Source organism: Pseudomonas nunensis (genome assembly GCF_024296925.1).
GTDB classification, from domain to species: Bacteria; Pseudomonadota; Gammaproteobacteria; order Pseudomonadales; family Pseudomonadaceae; genus Aquipseudomonas; species Aquipseudomonas nunensis.
This window is the reverse complement of sequence record NZ_CP101125.1, coordinates 3627841-3648613: the sequence shown is the minus strand read 5'-3', so window position 1 is coordinate 3648613 and position 20773 is coordinate 3627841. Positions and strand designations below refer to the sequence as shown.

At 59.8% G+C, this 20773-nt stretch carries 22 protein-coding genes; 14 read left to right on the top strand and 8 right to left on the bottom strand.

Features of this window, described 5'->3' with window-relative positions:
* Nucleotides 1-9 precede the first annotated feature (9 nt).
* Nucleotides 10-480, bottom strand: a complete 471-nt coding sequence (locus NK667_RS15685) for a hypothetical protein (protein ID WP_054615370.1) — start codon at nucleotides 478-480, stop codon at nucleotides 10-12.
* Between the two features lie 564 nt (nucleotides 481-1044).
* On the opposite strand from NK667_RS15685, the gene NK667_RS15680 reads away from it, so the two are divergent.
* From NK667_RS15680 to NK667_RS15655, 5 genes are all read left to right on the top strand, one after another.
* Nucleotides 1045-1899, top strand: a complete 855-nt coding sequence (locus tag NK667_RS15680; RefSeq protein WP_054615369.1) for an ABC transporter substrate-binding protein — start codon at nucleotides 1045-1047, stop codon at nucleotides 1897-1899.
* 69 nt (nucleotides 1900-1968) lie between these two features.
* Nucleotides 1969-3489: an amino acid ABC transporter permease/ATP-binding protein gene (locus NK667_RS32565; protein ID WP_054615368.1), complete on the top strand. Its 1521-nt coding sequence runs from the start codon at nucleotides 1969-1971 to the stop codon at nucleotides 3487-3489.
* Nucleotides 3490-3505: 16 nt separating this feature from the next.
* Nucleotides 3506-4171: a GntR family transcriptional regulator gene (locus tag NK667_RS15665; RefSeq protein ID WP_054615367.1), complete on the top strand. Its 666-nt coding sequence runs from the start codon at nucleotides 3506-3508 to the stop codon at nucleotides 4169-4171.
* A gap of 14 nt (nucleotides 4172-4185) precedes the next feature.
* Complete coding sequence (locus NK667_RS15660) at nucleotides 4186-5037, top strand: urea carboxylase-associated family protein (RefSeq protein ID WP_054615366.1); 852 nt, start codon at nucleotides 4186-4188, stop codon at nucleotides 5035-5037.
* A gap of 218 nt (nucleotides 5038-5255) precedes the next feature.
* Complete coding sequence (locus NK667_RS15655; protein ID WP_054615365.1) at nucleotides 5256-5735, top strand: VOC family protein; 480 nt, start codon at nucleotides 5256-5258, stop codon at nucleotides 5733-5735.
* 178 nt (nucleotides 5736-5913) lie between these two features.
* On the opposite strand, the gene NK667_RS15650 is transcribed toward NK667_RS15655, so the two are convergent.
* A complete protein-coding gene (locus NK667_RS15650) occupies nucleotides 5914-6306 on the bottom strand; it encodes a tautomerase family protein (protein WP_054048883.1) in 393 nt (130 codons plus the stop codon).
* 108 nt (nucleotides 6307-6414) lie between these two features.
* On the opposite strand from NK667_RS15650, the gene NK667_RS15645 reads away from it, so the two are divergent.
* A complete protein-coding gene (locus tag NK667_RS15645) occupies nucleotides 6415-7278 on the top strand; it encodes a LysR family transcriptional regulator (protein ID WP_054615364.1) in 864 nt (287 codons plus the stop codon).
* Between the two features lie 28 nt (nucleotides 7279-7306).
* Here the strand turns inward: NK667_RS15645 and NK667_RS15640 are convergent, their stop codons facing one another.
* Nucleotides 7307-7561, bottom strand: coding sequence for a DUF2790 domain-containing protein (locus NK667_RS15640; RefSeq protein WP_054615363.1), 255 nt, complete (start codon nucleotides 7559-7561; stop codon nucleotides 7307-7309).
* 274 nt (nucleotides 7562-7835) lie between these two features.
* Here NK667_RS15640 and NK667_RS15635 point away from each other — a divergent pair, with 274 nt between their 5' ends.
* Nucleotides 7836-8531: a tRNA (adenine(22)-N(1))-methyltransferase gene (locus tag NK667_RS15635; protein ID WP_283777352.1), complete on the top strand. Its 696-nt coding sequence runs from the start codon at nucleotides 7836-7838 to the stop codon at nucleotides 8529-8531.
* Nucleotides 8532-8602: 71 nt separating this feature from the next.
* On the opposite strand, the gene NK667_RS15630 is transcribed toward NK667_RS15635, so the two are convergent.
* On the bottom strand, nucleotides 8603-9514 hold the full coding sequence (locus tag NK667_RS15630; protein ID WP_054048875.1) for a LysR family transcriptional regulator: 912 nt from the start codon (nucleotides 9512-9514) through the stop codon (nucleotides 8603-8605).
* A gap of 192 nt (nucleotides 9515-9706) precedes the next feature.
* Between NK667_RS15630 and NK667_RS15625 the strand changes: the two genes are divergently transcribed.
* From NK667_RS15625 to NK667_RS15615, 3 genes are all read left to right on the top strand, one after another.
* Nucleotides 9707-10735 (top strand): alpha/beta hydrolase, encoded by a 1029-nt coding sequence (locus NK667_RS15625; protein ID WP_054616282.1) that lies wholly within the window; start codon nucleotides 9707-9709, stop codon nucleotides 10733-10735.
* 56 nt (nucleotides 10736-10791) lie between these two features.
* A complete protein-coding gene (locus NK667_RS15620) occupies nucleotides 10792-11985 on the top strand; it encodes an MFS transporter (RefSeq protein ID WP_054615361.1) in 1194 nt (397 codons plus the stop codon).
* Between the two features lie 486 nt (nucleotides 11986-12471).
* Entirely contained in the window at nucleotides 12472-12696 is a 225-nt protein-coding gene (locus tag NK667_RS15615; protein ID WP_054048871.1) for a hypothetical protein, read from the top strand.
* 29 nt (nucleotides 12697-12725) lie between these two features.
* On the opposite strand, the gene NK667_RS15610 is transcribed toward NK667_RS15615, so the two are convergent.
* Nucleotides 12726-13631, bottom strand: a complete 906-nt coding sequence (locus NK667_RS15610) for a LysR family transcriptional regulator (RefSeq protein WP_054615360.1) — start codon at nucleotides 13629-13631, stop codon at nucleotides 12726-12728.
* Between the two features lie 144 nt (nucleotides 13632-13775).
* Between NK667_RS15610 and NK667_RS15605 the strand changes: the two genes are divergently transcribed.
* Together NK667_RS15605 and NK667_RS15600 are read left to right on the top strand one after the other, a co-directional pair.
* Nucleotides 13776-15137: an MFS transporter gene (locus NK667_RS15605; protein WP_054615359.1), complete on the top strand. Its 1362-nt coding sequence runs from the start codon at nucleotides 13776-13778 to the stop codon at nucleotides 15135-15137.
* A 123-nt stretch (nucleotides 15138-15260) separates the two neighbouring features.
* Entirely contained in the window at nucleotides 15261-16175 is a 915-nt protein-coding gene (locus NK667_RS15600; RefSeq protein ID WP_054616281.1) for a bifunctional helix-turn-helix transcriptional regulator/GNAT family N-acetyltransferase, read from the top strand.
* Nucleotides 16176-16217: 42 nt separating this feature from the next.
* On the opposite strand, the gene NK667_RS15595 is transcribed toward NK667_RS15600, so the two are convergent.
* Entirely contained in the window at nucleotides 16218-17609 is a 1392-nt protein-coding gene (locus tag NK667_RS15595; protein ID WP_054615358.1) for an aldehyde dehydrogenase family protein, read from the bottom strand.
* A 100-nt stretch (nucleotides 17610-17709) separates the two neighbouring features.
* Here NK667_RS15595 and ptrR point away from each other — a divergent pair, with 100 nt between their 5' ends.
* Nucleotides 17710-18588 carry a putrescine utilization regulator PtrR gene (gene ptrR / locus NK667_RS15590; RefSeq protein ID WP_054048863.1) on the top strand — a complete coding sequence of 293 codons (879 nt, stop codon included), beginning with the start codon at nucleotides 17710-17712 and terminating at the stop codon, nucleotides 18586-18588.
* Nucleotides 18589-18684: 96 nt separating this feature from the next.
* A complete protein-coding gene (locus NK667_RS15585) occupies nucleotides 18685-19020 on the top strand; it encodes a hypothetical protein (RefSeq protein ID WP_054048860.1) in 336 nt (111 codons plus the stop codon).
* A 125-nt stretch (nucleotides 19021-19145) separates the two neighbouring features.
* Here the strand turns inward: NK667_RS15585 and NK667_RS15580 are convergent, their stop codons facing one another.
* Together NK667_RS15580 and NK667_RS15575 are read right to left on the bottom strand one after the other, a co-directional pair.
* Nucleotides 19146-20351 (bottom strand): methylaspartate mutase, encoded by a 1206-nt coding sequence (locus NK667_RS15580; protein ID WP_054615357.1) that lies wholly within the window; start codon nucleotides 20349-20351, stop codon nucleotides 19146-19148.
* A complete protein-coding gene (locus NK667_RS15575) occupies nucleotides 20348-20773 on the bottom strand; it encodes a cobalamin B12-binding domain-containing protein (protein WP_177331439.1) in 426 nt (141 codons plus the stop codon). Before NK667_RS15575 ends, NK667_RS15580 begins: the two co-directional genes overlap by 4 nt.

Below are 20773 nucleotides of genomic sequence, written 5' to 3'. Positions count from 1 at the left end.
GATCAGAACCTATTCCACTGCGCGAGTAAGCGAGGCGAGCAGCATTGAGGTGATCCGCGCCGTCGGAGGCCAAGGCTCCGGCACCGACGTGATCGGAACCGTCAGAGGCGACTGCGCCGGCGCCGACATGATCGGCACCATCGGAGGCGACTGCGCCGGCACCGACGTGATCTGCGCCATCCGACGCAACAGCTCCAGCGCCGACATGATCGGAACCGTCGGAGGCGACTGCTCCAGCGCCAACGTGATCAGAACCATCGGAGGCAACAGCTCCAGCACCAACATGATCAGCCCCATCGGAAGCAACTGCCCCAGCCCCGACGTGGTCGGAACCGTCAGAGGCGACTGCGCCGGCACCGACGTGATCTGCGCCATCGGAGGCAACTGCGCCAGCACCGACGTGATCTGCGCCATCCGACGCAACAGCTCCAGCGCCGACATGATCGGCACCATCGGAAGCAACCGACCCAGCCCCGACATGATCCGCACCATCCGAAGCCAAGGCGCGTGCCTCTGCCGCCCACGCACCCGGCATTACCACAGTGGCCGCAAGTGCCAATACAACGCCTGAAAAAAACTTGTATTTCATGATGTTCTCCATAACCCATCAGCCGCAAAGCCATCGAGCACGGTCGGTCGAACGATCCGACGCTGGGGCTCGGGCTGGTTACGTTGGCGATTGGCACGGGTGCGCTGCACAGCGCACAGGTGTCGACGTGTTGCGTGACGCTCAGATATCGAACTCATGAGTATAGATCGCCTATGGCGACAGGCCCGAGCCGGTGACCATCGGTCCGGGACGTGCGCGATGGGTAACAGCCTGAAACTAAATCCCCGCCTGAAAAACCGCTGCTTTTTGCCCCGCGACGTGGCCTTCGGTAACCAAATGCACTGGATTGGCATGCGCGCCCGTCGAAAAAGAACAATTCACCGATAAAAAACTTTCCATCGGACCTTCGATTCTGGATTTGGCACGCTAAACGCATATGTGTGGTTAGACGATTGTTGAACAATCGTCATCCCCCGCCAACCGAGGATAAGAACATGCAAAAAGGTCTGACTGGCAAGAACACCAAGCGCAACCTGGCGTTAACCATCGCCTTGGCGTGCGTGGCGCCGCTGCTGTCTGCCGCCGAGATCAAGGGCACGCTCAAGCCGGGCGAGCTGTCGGTCGGCTCCGACCTGACCTATCCGCCGTACACCTATCTGGAACAAAAGCAGCCCAGCGGCTTCGATCCCGAATTCATCCAGTTGATCGGCAAACAACTGGGGCTGGCGCCGCGCTTTCTCGACACGCGGTTTGCCAACCTGATCCTGGGCGTGAATGCCCAGCGTTTCGACTTGGTCGCCTCGGCGCTGTACGTCACCCCGGAACGCGCCAAACAGGTGGATTTTCTCAGCTACCTGAAGACCGGGTCTTCGCTGATGGTGCTCACCGCCAGTGACTTCCGGCCACAGCGCCCGGAAGACCTGTGCGGCAAACGCGTGGGCTCGATCAAAGGCGCGTCCTGGGTGCCAAAACTCAACAAAGTGTCCGCCGACTATTGCCTGGCCTCGGGCAAACCGGCGATCGAATCCCGTGAGTTCCCGACCTCGCCGGAAGCGGCCCAGGCCTTGCTGGCCAAGGCCGTTGACGTGCAGATGGAAGACCCTGCCGTGGCCAAGATCACCGTGCAAAAACTGCAGGGCAAAACGGTGATCAGCTCCACCGAACTGATCTACCCGGTGGTCATCGGCCTGGCCGTGCGCAAAGGCAATCAGGCGCTGTTGGGGGAACTGACCACGGCACTCGGCCAGATCAAACAGAACGGCAGTTACGGTGAATTGCTCGCCCGCTACAACCTGGACGAACCGAGTGCCGAGGAAATCAACACGGCGCTGGGCACCCCTGCACCCTGAGCGATCCGGTAGGCGATTCATCGATTCTTTCCAGGCTGTGGAAACCTCACAGCAACGCGGAGTACGTACATGCAATTCGATTGGCATTACACCTTGGGCCTGTTGTGGAACGGCGACTTCTGGCGCGCCGTGGCGACAGTGGTCGAACTGAGCCTGGAAACCTGGCTGCTGGGCATCGTCCTGGGTTTCTTCCTGGCCCTGGCGCGACAGTCGCAGCGACGTTTGCTGCGGGATGCGGCGGGCCTCTATATCTGGTTCTTCCGCAGCCTGCCGCTGCTGGTACTGTTGATCTTCGTCTACAACTTGCCCCAGGCGTATCCGTCCACCAGCGCATTGCTGTCCAACCCGTACTCGGCCGGTCTGATCGCGTTGGTGCTGAGTGAAGCGGCGTACATCGCCGAGATCCATCGCGGTGGTTTGCTGGCAGTGGCCAAGGGTCAACTGGAAGCGGGGAAGGCGTTGGGCGTCGGTTATCGCGGCGTGCAGCGGCTGATCGTGGTGCCTCAAGCGCTGCGCGTCGCGTTGCCGACCCTGGCCAACGAATACATCACCATCGTCAAGCTGACCTCGCTGGTCTCGGTGATTTCGCTGTCGGAAATCCTGCTGGTCGGCCAACAGCTCTACACCCAGAACTTCCTGGTCATGGAGACTATGTTCGCGGTGGCCTTCTACTACGTGTTTATCGTCACGGTGTTCAGCCGTCTGCTGCGGCTGCTGGAAAACCATCTGGACGTGACCCGGCGCAAACCCAAGCACATCGCCGCCGTCGAACTCGGGCAGGTAGCGACCCGGCGTGCGACCCAGCGTGCGGCCGGGCAGGCCGAGCCTGGCGAGTTTGCGTTGCAGGCGCGGGGCTTGCGCAAGTCCTATGGCGAGCTGGAAGTGCTCAAAGGCGTCGAACTGAATGTGCGTTGGGGCGAAGTGGTGTCGATCATCGGCCCATCCGGCTCGGGCAAGACTACGCTGATCCGCACCATGAATGGCCTGGAAAGCCTCGACCACGGCGAAATCACCCTGCAAGGCCAACCTTTTCTGCGTGGCACGAAAGAACCGCAGGGCGCGTTGGGTCACAAGGTGCATATGCAAGGCATCGTGCAGGTCGGCATGGTGTTCCAGAGCTTCAACCTGTTCCCGCACAAGACCGCCCTGGAAAACGTCATGCTCGCACCGGTCTATCACGCCCATGGCGGCGGCGATGAGCTGCGCTTGTTGAGCCTGGCGCTGTTACGCAAAGTGGGCATGTTGGAGCATGCCGGCAAATACCCGCATCAACTGTCCGGCGGTCAGCAACAGCGGGTGGCGATTGCCCGGGCGCTGGCCATGCGACCGTCGGTGATGCTGTTCGACGAGCCGACCTCGGCCCTCGATCCGGAACTGGTGGGCGACGTTCTGGCCGTGATCGAGGAACTGGCCCGCGAAGGCATGACCATGGTGATCGTGACCCATGAAATGAACTTCGCCTTCCGGCTCTCTGATCGAGTGGTGTTCATGGAAGCCGGGGAGATTATCCAGAACGCCGCGCCACGGGAAATGCTGGAGCAGCGCAGCGAGCGCATGACCAAGTTCCTCAAAGACGTACAACTGGCGTGAGCGGAGGAGTGCAACGGTGAGTCAACCCAAGGAAAAAAGCCTGTCGCTGCCGGACCAGGTTGCCATCGAACTGCGCGAAGACATCATTGGCGGACGCCTGTTGCCGGGCATGGCGTTGGTCGAAAGCGAGCTGGTCAACGCCTACAACGCCTCGCGCAATACGGTGCGCGAGGCGCTGCACCAGTTGGGTCGCGAAGGCCTGACCAGTTATGTGCGCAACAAAGGAGTGATGGTGCGCCGGATGGGCATCGACGATGTGCGCGACATCTTCAAGGTCCGCCGCACCCTTGAATTGCAGGCGATCGCTGCGAGCAAGCCGCTGCGCGAGTACCAATCCGACCTGATGCTCGATGCCATCGAGGCGGCGCAACTGGCCCAGGATCGCGAGAACTGGCAAGCCTTCGGCACCCACAGCCTACGCTTTCACCAACACATCGTCGGCCTGATGCGCAGCCCGCTGTTCGACGAATTCTTCACCCATGTGGCGGCGCAGATGCGCTTGGTGTTTTCCAACGCGCCCAGCGAGGAAACCTTCCAGAAACCCTGGCTCGAACGCGATCGACACATTCACGACCTGCTGGGCGATGGTCGCAAGAAAGACGCCGAGGAAGCCATGAGCAGCTACCTCAACGACTCCGAAACGGAGCTGCTGCACATCTTGAGCAGCCAACCCAAACACTGAAGAGAGGATCCATCATGTACAAGGATTATCCAGCGGCCTACCAAGTCAGCAAAGGCGCCGCCCTGCAGGTCGATAAAGCGTTTTATGACCGTGTGCGCGAGAGCAAGGACGGCCGCACCTTGGTCGAGAAATTCGAAGTGCCGATCCGCACCGGCCGCGCCTGGAAAGTGCCGGCGGGGCATGTGTTTCGCGTGACCACGCCGGTGGGGCCGCAGGTTGGCGACTTCAACGTGTGGAGCGCCAACGATCCCCGCGAACGCATGTGGGCGTCCCGCACCCGCCAGCTGCAAGGCGCGCACGTCACCACTTACGACCGCTTGTGGTCGAACCTGCCGTTCCTGCGGCCGATGGTGACCATCACCGACGACAGCCTGGCCAGCTACGGCATCGACGAGCATGGCGGCCGTTTGCACGACCTGCTCGGCACCCGTTGCGACCCTTACGTGAACAAGATGCTCACCGGCGAGGACTTCCATCACCATTGCCACTCCAACCTGACCCGCGCGGTGTTGCCGCATGGTCTGACCGAGTTCGACGTGCACGATGTGCTGAACATTTTCCAGTGCACCGGCCTCAATCACGACGACATGTACTTCATGAAGGCGTGCCCGGCGAAGCAGGGCGATTACCTGGAATTCTTTGCGGAAATCGATTTGCTGTGTGCGCTGTCCACTTGTCCGGGCGGTGACCTGTCATTGCCGATGTGGGGGCCGGATGCGGAAGATCCGTTGAAGGTTTGCCGACCATTGGGCGTGGAGATTTATCGTCTTGATGAGGCGCTGCTGGAGGGTTGGAAGCAGCCTGAGCGGGCGGCCTATAACGGCAACCATGGCTTGTTGATTCCCAAGGCTGAGTGGGAAAAATAACGTCTCGATCCCCTGTAGGAGCGAAGCTTGCTCGCGAAGGCGTATTGCCTGACACACCGCGTCATCGTTCTTCGCGGGCAAGCCACGCTCCCACAGGGGGGCGGTGTTGTTTGGGAGACTTACGGTCGACGCTGGCCCTTGTGGGAGCGGGCTTGCTCGCGAAGGCGTCAGAAGGCGCACTAGAATAAACCGGTCATTCCCAATTCTGGAGAACCAAAATGGTCAGCAAAAACCTGATTTGTCTCTGGTACGACGGCACTGCACTCGACGCTGCAACGTTCTACGCCAAGACCTTCCCGGACAGCGCAGTGGGCGCCGTGCATCGCGCGCCCGGCGACTATCCGGCGGGCAAGCAGGGCGATATCTTGACGGTCGAATTCACTGTGATCGGCATCCCTTGCCTCGGGCTGAACGGTGGGCCGGGGATCAAGCATAACGAGGCGTTTTCGTTCCAGGTCGCCACCGACGACCAGGCCGAAACCGACCGCTTGTGGAGCGCGATTGTCGGAAACGGCGGCAAGGAAAATGTCTGTGGCTGGTGCCAGGACAAGTGGGGCGTGTCATGGCAGATCAGCCCCCGCGTCCTGACCGACGCCGTCACCGACCCCGACCAAGCCAAAGCCAAACGCGCATTCGACGCCATGATGACCATGGGCAAGATCGACATCGCGGCGATCGAGGCGGCGATTCGTAAGTGACATAGATACTGAATGTACCGCCGTCATCGCGAGCAAGCTCGCTCCCACAGTAGTTCGGTGTCGTTCGCAGGATTTGGGGGCGACACAGATCCCCTGTGGGAGCGAGCTTGCTCGCGATGACGGCGGCCCAGCCAAAATCAATATCGGCTGACACACCGCCTTCGCAAGAGGTGTGGCATCAAGGATGGTAAAGCTTGTATTCCTGGCTCACCCCACCATAGCCATAGGAACTCGCCTTGCAATCGATGACATGAATATTCGAGTGCGGATGCAGGTTGCCAATTTCCTCGGCCAACAGCGCGAAAGCCTCCTTCTGATACCGGGCTTTCTGCGCCTTGGTGTTGGTCTCATCCGTGATCGTGACCTCCAGTCGGAACGAGTTGCGCCCGAGTTCTGCCAGCGAACGACTGTCAATGAACCACAGCGCATGGGGAACGAATTGCACCATCACCATGGTCAGTTCCGGACGCTTCTCCAGCACCTCACACGTCAACGCGGTGAGTTGGGGGACGATGCGCTGGACCAGTTCAGCATTGGGCTCGCCAGCAAGTTTGAGGGTGATACCAGGCATGATTGAATCCTCGCAGGAAGTAGTGTCGGATTCAGATTAAGTCGCTGGTTGAATGCTGAAAAGCCGGAAGATATGATCTTATCTATCGGTAAAACGGCAGGATAAGACATGCGCCCCTTCGACCTGGATCTCTTGCACTCCTTCGCAGTGGCGATGGAATCTGGCAGCCTCTCCGACGCCGCCCCTAAACTGTTTCGCTCCCAATCGGCGTTAAGCGAACAACTACGCAAACTTGAAGCTTTCACCGGCGTAACCTTGCTGGAGCGCGGCAAAAAAGGCGTCAGGCCCACGCCGGCGGGCGAGCGCTTGCTGGTGCATGCACGAGAAATGCTCGCCTTCAGTGATCGCGCCCTGGAAGACGTGCGGGGCGTCACGTTTGCCGGCGAGTTGCGGCTCGCCATCACCGACTACTTCCTGCCCAGCTCCATCGCCGATCTGCTGAAAAAACTGCGCACACGCTATCCACGCCTGCGCCTGCATGTGTCCGTGCGCAAAAGCATGCAGATCGAGAGCGGGGCGGAGGCGGATGAGTTTGATATCGGCCTGTCCATGCGCATCCTCGACGGCCGCAGCCTTCCCGAAGGCCTACCGGTTCGACGGGAAGCGTTGCATTGGGTATCGGTCGCCGGATTCGAACCCGAGCGAGAAGAAAACACCCCGTTGCCATTGTTGGTCCTGCCCCAGGGATGCAGCTTGCAACGCCTGGCCCGTGAAACGCTGGAGCAGCATGACGTGGCTTATGTGGTCGCACATTCCGCCTCCGGTGTTGCAGGACTGCAATCGGCGCTGGTGGCCGGATTGGGCGTCGCTTGCTTGAACGCGTCTGCCGTACCGCCGGGGGCCGAGGTGTGCCGGTCAGCCCCGAATTTGCCACTGTTGCCTGAAGTCGAGTTCAGTCTTTTGCCGCCCCGTCCGGGTGAATCAGAACTGGTCAGCGCTGTACGGGAAATGCTGGCCAGCCAGTTCATTTAATTGGATCGCAACATCGGATGGCTGGACCTCAACTGCCCTGATTGCCGCACTCTGCGAATTTGCTGTAATCCAGCACCTTTTGCGTACCGCTGGAGTCGAGGTAAGTCATGCGGGCGTTCACGATGCCGCAGTTACCGCCGCCGTTGTCGACGATCGAAATCACCTTCTTGATATCCAGATGGGTGCGGGCCTGGGATTGGTTTATATCGTCGGCATGGGCCGAGAACGCTGCGACGTTCAGGACAGCGAAGAAGCTGGCGGTAGCAAGTGTTTTCCAGTTCATGATGATTTCCTCAGGATTGATGGGTAGCTGTTGTGAGGCAAGTCGTCTTGCCTCGATGGAACCCATTTGATCGATCCGAGGTATCTGCCATGTGTCGTAAACCGTGGCTTTTAAGGCAAAAGATGTCTGGGAGGGCGCCGGATACATTGGGATACAAGGCCACGCATTCAAATGGCCCCGGTCGCAGAAATTTGACATGCGCGGCGTTGCTCGACAGAGTCGCGCCCCGATCCGGCCAATGATGCCGGCGGTTCGTGGTGAAAAGGGGCAGCAGTTGAACCAACACACATTGTCCATGCGCCTGGAACGCGTGGCGGCGCACGTGCCTGCCGGTGCGCGCCTGGCCGATATCGGCTCGGATCACGGCTACTTGCCGGTGGCGTTGATGCGCCGTGGCGCCATCGTGGCGGCGGTGGCGGGGGAGGTGGCGTTGACGCCGTTCCGCGCGGCTGAACGCACCGTGCGCGAGAACGACCTGGACCAGCAGATCCGCGTGCGCCTGGCCAGTGGCCTGGCGGCAATCGAACCGGGAGACGCGATCACCGCGATCAGCATCTGCGGCATGGGCGGCGAGACGATCCGCGACATCCTCGACAGCGGCAAGGCGCACCTGAGCGGCGAGGAGCGCCTGATCCTGCAACCCAACGGCGGCGAGCAGCCGCTGCGCCAATGGCTGATGGAAAACGGCTACTGCATCCTCTGTGAGGAACTGCTGCGGGAAAACCGCTTCGACTACGAAATCATCGTCGCCGAGCGCGCTGGGCCGGTGACGTATACCGCCGAGGAACTGTACTTCGGCCCGCTACAGATGCAGGCCCGCAGCCCGGAGTTCCTGTCGAAGTGGCAACGCATCCTGCGTGAGAAGCACAAAACCCTGACCAACTTCGCCCAAGCGCGGCAAGCCGTACCCGAGGAGAAGCTGCAAGAGATCGCCCAGCAGGCACGGTGGATCACTGAATTGCTGGCTTGATTCCGGTCGATTCCACAATCCATGGCAAGCGTCAGACGGATTCGACTCGGCACGGCAAGACAATCCCCGTCTCATGCGCTGCTTCTAGAGAATTCATCTCCTCGAAGAGCATTCAGAACCAGTGAAAAGGCGGGTGTTGGCAAGCGACGGCTTGGGTAGTACAGGTGATAACCCGAGAACAACGGGCACCAGTCCTCCAATACCCGTATCAAGCGGCCATCCTCTATGTACGGTGCAAATTCTTCTTCCGGTAAATAGGCGATACCTAAACCGTTTACTGCCGCCGCCGGGACATGTGCGCTCGTGTTCACAATGACTTGGCCCACCACGCGTACGTTGATCTTTCGACCACGTTTTTCGAATTCCCAGGCATCAAGTCCGCCAAGGGTTGGATAGCGTATGTCGATACAGCGGTGAGTCACCAGATCCTGCGGTTTTTTTGGCGCACGGTTGTCTGCGAAATACGCTGGTGATGCTACTGCAGCCATCCTTACCTGCGGGCCGATTGGAACGGCGATCATATCTTTATCGACGGTGTCGCCAAATCTGATGCCCGCATCGAAGCGGTCAGCAACGATGTCCCGGAAGCCATAGTTGATATCAAACTCAACCTTGATATCGGAGTATTCGAGGAGCAAAGGCGTAAGGCGCGGAAGGAGGATCGTCTTCAAGACAAAATCACCGCAGGTAATGCGTACCGTGCCCGCTGGCTTGTCACGAAGTTCGGTCAACGCATCCAGCTCGGCCTCGATCTCATCGAAACGACGACCAATGGCTTGCATCAGTCGTTCGCCCGCGCTGGTCGGCGCAACGCTGCGGGTTGTGCGCGTAAGCAGACGAATCTTCAGTCGCTTTTCAAGCCCGGAAACAGTCTGGCTCAGGGCGGACTGCGTAACACCCAAATGGGCCGCCGCGCGGGTAAAGCTACCCTCCCTGGCGACCGTCACAAAGGCCAGGAGGTCGTTCAGATTATGTCGTGGCATTGAAGCCCGCCTATCCAGATTGATTAGCTGTGCTTATAGCTACAACAAGCTTTCATTAGATTATCAAGCATGACGTATTCCCAGAGAATAGAGCAAGCCTCACTTGTAGCTACAGGTATGGCTCATACCGCTCGCTGATCCAGACCCGGTAACCAGATGGATCAGCACCTATTCACTGATGGGAGCACCCTCATGAGAAAACTCGTTATCTTGCTCGGCCTTCTGATGGCGTCGCTCTCCGTACTGGGAGCAGACATGTCTAACGGAGCTGATAATTTTTACAAAAGTGAGAAGGTCACGATGCAGAAGGTGACTTTCAAAAATCAGTACCAGATGAAAACTGCAGGGAATCTGTTCGTCCCTAAAGGTCTGAAGGCCGGTAGCAAAAGCGCAGCAATCATCGTTGGTCATCCCATGGGCGCGGTCAAAGAACAGAGTTCGAACCTGTATGCCCAGAAGCTCGCTGAGCAAGGTTTCGTGACCCTTGCCATCGATCTGTCGTTTTGGGGCGAAAGCGATGGGCAACCGCGCAACGCGGTTTCGCCAGAAATTTATGCGGAAGACTTCAGTGCAGCCGTGGATTACCTCGGCACACAGACATTCGTTGATCGGAACCGGATCGGTGTCCTGGGCATTTGTGGTAGTGGGAGCTTTGTTATCAGCGCTGCCAAGATCGACCCTCGGATGAGGGCCATTGCCACGGTTAGCATGTATGACATGGGCGCGGCCAATCGAAACGGCTTACAGCATTCCGTCACTGTCGAGCAAAGGAAGCAAGCCATTGCCGCTGCTGCCGAGCAGCGTTATGTCGAGTTCACTGGTGGCAAAAGCAAATACACCAGCGGAACCGTCCATGAACTGACGGACACATCCAACGCTATCGAGCGCGAATTCTACGACTTCTACCGCACGCCACGCGGTGAGTTCACCCCCCAAGACCAGTCACCGTTGCTGACTACCCATCCGACGCTGACCAGCAACGCCAAGTTCATGAACTTCTATCCGTTCAACGATATCGAGACGATCTCGCCGCGCCCGATGTTGTTCATCACCGGTGCAAATGCTCACTCGCGTGAGTTCAGTGAAGAGGCTTATCGACTGGCGGGTCAACCCAAGGAGCTTGTCATCATTCCCGGTGCGGGCCATGTGGATCTCTATGATCGGGTTGACCTGATCCCGTTTGCCAAGCTGACCGCGTTCTTCCAATCCGGTCTTAAGTGACTTTTGTCGTGGAACGACGCTGGCGCTTTATGTATTTGAGTATTTGAGGGAACCAGATGAGCAGCACCGCCTTACCCATTCAAACAACGAGCCGACAGGTTTGGGGCGCCGTATTGGCAATGTCGTTGTGCGCTTTCGCCCTGGTCACTTCCGAGTTTCTGCCGGTGAGTTTGCTCACGCCGATTGCGACCGATCTCGCGCTGACCGAAGGGCAGGCCGGGCAAGCGATTTCCATTTCTGGGCTTTTTGCGGTCGTCACCAGTCTTTTCATCTCCTCAGTTATTCGCCGGCTCGACCGAAGGCCCGTTTTGCTCTTCCTGACAGCCTTGTTGATTGCCTCGGGAACGCTCGTTGCTTTTGCCCCGAACTACTCGACACTGATGGTGGGTCGAGCCATTTTGGGGATCGCTATTGGTGGCAGCTGGTCAATGTCGACCGCCGTCATGATGCGAATTGCACCCGAGAGTTTCGTGCCCAAAGCCATCGCTTTGATCCAGGGCGGTACTGCACTGGCCACTGCAGTTGCAGCACCCATCGGCAGTTTCATGGGCGGGCTGATCGGCTGGCGAGGTGCGTTCTTCTGTGTGGTTCCGCTCGCCGCTGTGGCGCTGTGTTGGCAAGCATTCACGTTGCCGAAAATGCCTGGTCAAAATGAGTCCGGATCTGTAACTGATGTGTTTCGGCTGTTAGGTAACACCAATGTCTCTCTGGGCATGGCCGCAGTAGCATTTTTGTTTATGGGGCAGTTCGCGCTATTTACCTATCTGCGTCCGTTTCTTGAGTCGGTGACCCGCGTTGATGTGCCTGGATTATCCCTGCTACTGCTGATCATCGGAATGGCTGGATTGGCGGGCACGATGGTGATCGGCTCAGTGCTGAGCCAAAGTCTTTATCGAGTGCTGATACTCATTCCATTGGTAATGTCGGGAATTGCCCTGGCGTTGACTGTTTGTGGAAGTTCGTTCTGGGTTACAGCCGTTCTGTTGGGTACGTGGGGGCTGGTTGCTACATGCGCGCCTGTAGGCTGGTTCACATGGCTTTCACGCATGCTTCCCCGGGATGCCGAAACCGGCGGCGGTCTCATGGTGGCAGTCATTCAGTTGGCAATCACACTCGGCGCGACGGTGGGTGGTGTGCTGTATGACGGCGCTGGCTTCCAAGCCACTTTCATCGCAAGTGGCGTATTTCTTCTGATCGCTTGCGTACTTGCATGGCTCGTATCGCGAACGGTTATGCGCTCATCACGGTGAGGCGCCAACGGCTGCGCTGGGAAGCCAGGATCCTGCGCCTCAAGGTCTTCCCGACGGTCCACCGCACGGCATCGCGCCTGGGCAAATCAGCTATTTCATTAACCTATAAAGCCTCGGCAAAAGGTTATTAGACAGATAAAAGCAACCTTGCTAAAAAAATCAGTGCAGGGCCGCGATTCGCGTGCCCCCTGCATCCTCTCCATTGCTGAAATGGAAATATGCCCAACATTGAGCTGGGCAACGATCAATGAGCCTGGTTGCCAATACAGGGAGATGTAGCTGCGACTTTGGCCAACTGCTCGCGCAAGCGCATCGGGCTCATTGATCCCTTTTCTGTTTTGCCGCTCGCCACGTCGCACTTTTCCTTCTTCCCGATGCCACCACCGTTCATGGCGCACCGCCACCATTGGTCGCATGGGGGTGTTGCACCATGGAACGCGGCCGATGACCTGACCTCTACCTTGTAGACCAACAATAGGGGCTCCAATGAAAGAGGCGCAGCGAAGACTCGTCATGACAGCCTGGCGCAAGCTATTCGCCTTGACTGCAAATCAGATAAGTCCAGAGGAAAAATACTTCAGGTTGTTGAGGAGAGCCGACGACATGGAGCGTGCCGATCTTATTACCAGTGATGAGTGGCGCAAGTTGGTGCAGCAGGCCGGCACGGCGCTGGCTGCGACTGCGGAGTGCATGGGTGGCACTGGTGAATAAGTTTTTTATCCGAATACTTCTACCACGCGCTACAACAGTGGCTCGGCACACACATCCCGAATGCACCCGCGCAACCAGCGATGCGCCGGGTCGGCGTCCAGCCGTGGATGCCAGAACAATGAAACGGTGATCGGCGGGATCGACAGCGGCAGGGCAAAACTGTGCAGCCCGCCGCGCAGGCTGGCGGTATGCCGTTCGGGGACGCTGGCGATCAGGTCGCAGGAGCGGACCAGCGCCAGGGCGGTGGAAAAGCCGCCGACCAGGGTGACGATTTGCCGTTCCAGCCCGAGTGCGCCCAAGGCGTCATCAATTGCCGTCGGGCCTTTTTCCGGGCCCCGCCGCGACACGCCAATGTGCCGGCCGGCGGCATAACGAGCTGCGGTGATTTCGCCTTGGCTCAGCGGATGTTCCAAACGCACGACACCGATAAAACGATCCCTGAACAACGCCTGGGTCCGCACCTCCGGCGCCATCGACGCACCCACCACGCCGGTTTCCATGTCCACGCTGCCGTCGCGTAGCGGGGTGCTGTCCTTATTCGGTTTCTGCACGAACAGCAGGCGCACGCCCGGCGCTTCTTCGCTGACGCGCGCCAGCAGTTCCGGGCCGAAGGTTTCCACAAAACCGTCGCTGGTGCGCACGGTGAAAGTGCGCACCAACTGTTTCAGGTTGAGCTGCTCGACGGGGCGCAACACCGCTTCGGCCTCCTGGACCAATTGACTGACCCGCTCGCGCAATTCCAGCGCCCGGGGCGTGGGTACGAGGCCGCGACCGGCTCGCACCAGCAGCGGATCCCCCGTGGTTTCGCGCAACCGCGCCAGTGCCCGGCTCATCGCCGACGGGCTCAGGTGCAGGCGCCGGGCCGCGCGCGTAACGCTACCTTCCGCGAGCAGAACATCGAGGGTGATAAGCAGGTTGAGATCTGGCATCGACATGGTCCGACGGTAGCACAGGCGTCATCGAGATAGCGCGTCAGACGCACAAGTAATGTGCAAACGCTGCGTCTTCCGCCTGGTCAGGCTGCGTCGTAGGCTTTTCACAGCTCCGCTCGGGAGCGGCCTGCCAAGGAGTTCACTTGCATGACCCCTCCAGTTCAAACCCTGACCGCCAATGCGCAAAAAACACCCTCCCTGCGCTGGGTGCTCGCCAGCCTGTCGTTATCGATGTTGCTGTCATCGCTGGGCACCAGCATCGCCAATGTCGGCTTGCCCGCGTTGGCGCAGGTGTTTGGTGCGTCCTTTCAGCAAGTACAGTGGGTTGTCCTCGCGTACCTGCTGGCAATTACCACGTTAATTGTGAGTGCGGGTCGGCTCGGTGACCTGATCGGCCGTCGTCGGCTGTTGTTGATCGGTATCGCGCTGTTCACCCTGGCCTCTGTCTTGTGCGGATTGGCGCCCTCGCTCTCGCTGTTGATTGCCGCGCGCGCCGTCCAGGGACTCGGCGCGGCGATCATGATGGCCCTGACCCTGGCGTTTATCGGCGAGACGGTGCCGAAGGCCAAGACCGGGAGCGCCATGGGATTGCTCGGGACGATGTCAGCCATCGGCACCGCGCTGGGTCCGTCACTGGGCGGCGTGTTGATTGCCGGCCTCGGTTGGCAGGCGATATTCCTGATCAACGTGCCGCTAGGCATCCTCACCTTTGCGCTCGCCTGGCTTCACCTGCCTGCCGATCGTCGCGGCCCGAACACCGTGCGTGGCGATTTTGACCCACTGGGCACTTTGCTGCTGGCGCTGACCCTCGCGGCCTATGCCCTCGCCATGACCCAAGGGCATGGCAGTTTTGCTGCGCTGTTGCTGGCGGCGGTCGTGGGTGGCGGGCTTTTTGTTTTCGTCGAGGCGAAAGTGGCATCGCCATTGATTCGCCTGGGGCTGTTGCGCGATCTGGCGCTGAGCGGCAGCCTTGCCAGCAATCTGTTGGTGTCGACAGTGATGATGGCGACGCTGGTGGTCGGGCCGTTTTACCTGACCCGGGGGCTGGGACTGAACCTGGCGCTGGTCGGCATGGTGATGTCGATCGGCCCGATCATTTCCGTGCTGAGCGGTTTCCCGGCGGGGCGGGTGGTTGATCGATTTGGCGCGCCGATGATGGCCGTCGTCGGGCTAATGGGGATGGCGGCGGGGTCGATGGCGCTGGCCCTGCTGCCTGCCCTGTTGGGAGTGGCGGGGTATGTCGCGGGCATCGCCGTCCTGACGCCCGGCTATCAACTGTTCCAGGCCGCCAACAACACGCTGGTGATGGTGGACGTGCCGGGGGACCAGCGCGGCATGATGTCCGGGCTGCTCAGCTTGTCGCGCAACCTCGGGCTGATCACCGGCGCCTCGGTGATCGGCGCGGTGTTTGTCGCCAGCGGAATGCGCATCACGTTTGTAGTCACCACCGTGCTGATCGTCGCCGCACTCGCCATCGCCCTGGCAGGTCGAGGGCGCAACGCGAATTGATCCCGCAGATCCTCAATTGACGATTATTTTGTTGTGCGATACAACTAAATAACCGTTTTCCATGAGGTGCGCGCCGTGATCGATTCCGATCTTATCCACCACGTTCGCTCAGCGTCGCGCCTGATGGTGCGCGAGTTGGGTTTCATGCAGGCAACGCTGGCGGCTACGGACTATCCGCCATCCTCCGTGCACACCATTGTCGAATTGGGGAACCACGATTCGCTGACCGCCGTGGAACTGGTAGGCATGCTCGGCCTGGAAAAATCCAGTGTCAGCCGCATGGTGCGCAAACTCATCGAGGCGGGTGAGATCGAAGAAGTGCCCAATGAGCAGGACGCGCGCTCGAAAAAGCTGCAACTGACCGATCAGGGCCGGCAGACCTTGCGCGCGGTGGACGCCTTCGCCGTCCAGCGGGTAGGCGCGGCCATGGCGCATTTGAGCGAGGTGCAGCAGCAGACGGTCAGTGCAGGGCTTGGTCATTACGCAACTGCCCTGCGAACCCAGCGCCTCGGTACACAACCATCCACGGCGTCGCTGGCGATTGCGCGGGGCTACCGTCCCGGGATCATCGGTCGCATGGTGGAAATGCATGCCAGCTACTACGTCCGGTACGCGAATTTCGGCCAGCCATTTGAGAGCCTGGTGGCCTCTGACATGGCCGAACTGATGGGCCGACTGCACAACCCGCGCAACGAGGTGTGGGCAGCGCTGGACGGCGAGCGCATTGTCGGTTCGATTGCCATTGACGGTGAAGGCGAGGGTGGTGGCGCGCTGCTGCGCTGTTTCATTCTGGATGACAGCGCCCGGGGCAAAGGCGCGGGCAAACGTCTGTTGGCCGAGGCCATCAAGTTCTGTGACGAATGGGGCTTTCGCGAAACGCGACTCTGGACGTTCAAGGGCCTGGATGCGGCGCGCAAATTGTATGAAGACGTGGGCTTCACATTGGAGCAGGAGCAAGAAGTGGAGCAATGGGGCGGGCGGATTACCGGGCAGTGGTTTGTGCGACCTGCCACAGGCAATCCGTCAGTTGAAGCCTGAACAACGCCAGGGAGCTAGATGCCCCCAGGCTTATCGATGTACTCAGCGGCGATCCAGCCAAACGGTCTGCGCGTTGCAGAATTCACGCACGCCGAAGTGCGACAGTTCGCGGCCAAACCCGCTTTTCTTCACGCCGCCGAAGGTGACGCGTGGGTCGCTGGCGCTGTAGCCATTGATGAACACACCGCCGGTCTCCAGTTCGTCAGCCATCTGCTTGGCCTGTTCGAGATTGCGGGTGTAGATAGTCGCCGTCAGCCCGAAGTCGCTGTCATTGGCCAGCGCCAGTGCGTGGTCGGCATCCCGCGCGGTGATGATCGAGGCCACCGGGCCGAACAGTTCCTGTTTGAACGAGGTCATCTGGTCGGTGACATCAGCGAGCACGGTAGGCTCGTAGAAGTTGCCAGGGCCTGCAGCCTTGTTACCACCCAACAACAGGGTCGCGCCTTCTTCCAGGGTGTCGCGCACTTGTTGGTCCAGTTCATCACGCAGATCAAAGCGAGCCATGGGACCGATGTAAGTGTCGGTGGACAGTGGATCGCCGATCACCAGTTGGCGCGTCGCTTCGACAAACTTGCGGGTGAATTCCTCGACCACGCCTTGCTCGACAATCAGGCGCTTGGCTGCGGCGCAGACTTGCCCGGTGTTCTGGTAACGGCCAATCACCGCGGCTTTCACCGCTTCATCCAGGTCGGCATCGTTGAGCACGATGAACGGATCGGAACCGCCAAGCTCCAGCACGCACTTTTTCAACGCGGCACCGGCCTGAGCGCCGATGGCCATACCGGCGCGCACGCTGCCGGTGAGGGTCACGGCGGCGATGCGCGGATCAGTGATCGCCTTGGAAACGCCCTCCGGCGTGACGTTGATCACTTCAAACACACCTTCGGCAAACCCGGCGCGCTGAATGGAATCGCGCAGCAGATAGGCGCTGCCCATCACATTGGGTGCGTGCTTGAGGACATAGGTGTTGCCAGCGATCAGCGCGGGAACGGCGCCACGCAGTACTTGCCAGATCGGGAAGTTCCACGGCATCACTGCGAGAATCGAGCCCAGCGGGCGGTACTCGATGCGGGCCTTGCCGCCTTCAACCAGGGTCGGCTCGGCGGTCAGCATGGCGGGGCCGTGTTCGGCGTACCACTCGCAGAGCTGCGCACATTTTTCGATTTCACCGCGGGCCTGGTTGATGGGTTTGCCCATTTCCTGGCTGATCATCTGCGCCAGTTTTTGCGCGTCGTCGCGCAGGGTACGGGCCAGGGCGATCAGCAATTGCGCGCGCTGATCGACCGGCGTGCGGCGCCAGACCGAGAAGCCGTTGGCGGCACGGGCGAGGGCGGCGTCCAGTTGCGCGGCGGATTCAAAAGCATAGTGGCCGATCTGCTCGCCGTTGACGGGGTTGATCGAAATGGCGTGGGTGAGACTGGAAATCGGGTTCATGGCACCGTCCTGCTGGGTGGGAATGCGCTCAGGTTACGGGGGTGGTTGTTTTCTGGAAACTGAATAATACTGAGCCTATCGTTCACGTTTGGAGAATGACTTGGATCTGGTCCAGCTCGAAATTTTCAAGGCTGTCGCCGAGCACGGCAGCATCAGCGCGGCGGCTCAACACATCCACCGGGTGCCGTCGAACCTGACAACGCGGATCAAACAACTGGAGCAGGATCTGGGCGTAGACCTGTTTATCCGCGAGAAAAGCCGTCTGCGCCTGTCGCCGGCCGGGTGGAGTTTTCTTGATTACGCCCGGCGCATCCTCGACCTGGTCCAGGAAGCGCGGGCCACTGTCGCGGGTGAAGAACCCCAGGGATCATTTCCCTTGGGTTCGCTGGAAAGCACGGCGGCGGTGCGGATTCCCGAGTTGCTGGCCGCCTACAACCAGAAGCACGCCAAGGTCGAACTGGACCTGTCCACCGGACCCTCCGGGACCATGATTGACGGCGTGCTGTCCGGGCGACTGGCTGCCGCGTTTGTCGACGGGCCGGTCCTGCACCCGGCACTCGAAGGCGTACCGGCGTTCGAGGAAGAAATGGTGCTGATCGCGCCGCTCAATCACGCGCCGATCCATCGTGCGCAAGACGTCAATGGCGAGAACATCTACGCCTTCCGCGCCAACTGTTCCTATCGACACCACTTCGAAAGCTGGTTCAGCAAGGACGCTTCGGTGCCCGGCAAGATTTTCGAGATGGAGTCGTATCACGGCATGCTCGCTTGCGTCAGTGCCGGCGCGGGCCTGGCGCTGATGCCCCGCAGCATGCTCGAAAGCATGCCCGGCTGCACCACGGTGAGCATCTGGCCGCTGTCGGAATCCTTCCGTTATTTGCGCACTTGGCTGGTGTGGCGCCGGGGCACCGTGTCGCAAAGCCTGACCATGTTTGTGCGTTTGCTGGAGGAGCGGGGCGTGGTGCAGGAAGCGGTCTGAATCTTCCTAGAAAGTGATATCTATCAGCCATTACCTTCGTTAGAGTACGCGCCGCTCGGGAGACGGATCCCGGGCGTTTTCTAATGGAGTTACACAGTGAATTACCTCAGCAAAATGGTCGCCGTTGCAATGTTCGGTCTGGTTCTGGCGGGTTGCACCGGCACCCCGATGACAACCCAGCATTACGACAGCAGCCAATACACGGTCCTGGGCCACAGTGAAGCCACGGCCACCGGCATGCTGTTGTTCGGTTGCATCCCGATCAAGCACAACAACCGTTTTGTCCGCGCTCAAGACGCCGCGATCAAGGCCAAGGGCGGCGACGCCATGATCAACACCCAGGTGCAGGAAAACTGGTTCTGGGCCTACGTCCTGACCGGTTACACCACCAAGGTTTCGGGTGACGTGATCAAGCTGAAAACCGTTCAGTAAGACCCGCCTCAAAACACCTGTGGGAGCGGGCTTGCTCGCGAATGCGGTGTGTCATTCAGCCTGGAGGTTGACTGTCACACCGCATTCGCGAGCAAGCCCGCTCCCACATTGTCAGCTGGTGCACTTCAAAGCACCGCATCATAAGTCCGGATGTTGTGCCGCAGCGCCGCCAGGAACGAGAAGGCATTCTCTACTCGTTCGCCCTCGAACCCCTGGTAATAGTTTTGCGCGGTGACCACGGTGCCGGCGCCCCGTTTGTTGTCCGGGTGCAGGCAATACGGAATCGATAGGAAACCACTGTCGAAAGCGTCGAGAATCGCTTCCGACAAGTCAGCGTCGCGCGTCAGTGTGCCCTCGATCAGTCGTTTCGCAGTGTTGAAAATGCGCACATATTCTTGCCTGTCGAAAGGAATGTCCGGCAAAGCACCGTCGGTGCGCAGGCAATAATCGGCATATTCCAGCGCGGCGATGTTCTCCTCGATCCGAGGAATCCGGCGTGATTCCACTGGCGTCTTGATGATCACCCGCTGCACGCCGGTGGCGCGGATCATGCCCAGCGCATCGCCAGTGATTCGGCAGAAACCGCCCAGTGTGCGCGGGAAAAACCCCATGAACACATACCCCACGCAGTGATAACTGTCCGGCGCAAAGTACTCGGCGGCAAGTTGCTGCAAGGCCGTCACCGCCGCGCGGTCCTGTACGGGAGAGGTGCCTTGGGCGTAGGAAAAGGACAGGGTCTCGATCCCCTGGGCGCGCAAAAACAACCCTTCAAGAATATTCAGTGCGACCAGGATAGCCGGGTCGCACATCTGCCCCATCATGCAACCGGCGAAGCTTTCGATGTGGCTGTGTTCGACACCACTGGCCAACACCTGACAGGCTTTTTCCCAATCACTGAATGCCTGGCGCAACGGCGTGCGGCTGTAGGGCAAGCAATAGGAAAGTGGCCCGCCCTCGGTGGTGGCCGAGCCGATTTCGACCATGCGCTTAAAAATATGCAGCGGGTCGGGAGAGCCATGACGAATCTGCACCGGCAGACGATAGCGGGTATGAATCTGATCGAGCATGGCGCGGGTCTGGGCCGCCGGATGGTTGACGATCGGATAGCCGTTGAGCATGGATCCGCTATCAATCGCGCGCTGTGCCGCGTCGAGGTCTTTCACCCGAGTGAAGGCATCGAGGGTGATGGTGCACACGGTGTTCGCACGACTGACCGCCGTGGCTTGCAGCCCGGCCTGCATCCGGCCCGGGCAACTGAAGCCCATTCGCGGCTGCAAGACCGGGCCGTGCGAGTCGTACCGTTCGAGGACGTGGCGGTTGAAGTCGATCATCCGGCGACCCGTTTTTCCAGGTATGTCGGGTACAGCTGGGCGCTCAGCAGTTGCTGAAAGGCATCGAAGCTGTTCGTCACGCTGTCGTCGAACACCTCGTCAAAACCGGCAGCCATCAGCGTATCGCTATGCCGGGCAATGGTCCCGACGTCGTTTTCGGTGCAGATCTTGCCGCCGATATACAGCGCCTCGGCATGCTTCGTTTCGCTACGGATGCGTCGGGCGAGTTCAGTGCCTTCGATGTAACCGTGGCCGTTGACTGTGCTCACCACGACCATCGCGTAACCGTGACTGTGCAGCCGCTCAATCACTTCATCCATCGGCGTGTTGGGCCCCATGTTGTCGACCTTGTAACCGAAGTCATTGAGCAGGAACTCCATGAATACCAAGTTCCAGCTATGGGAATCGGAGGGAACAGTCAT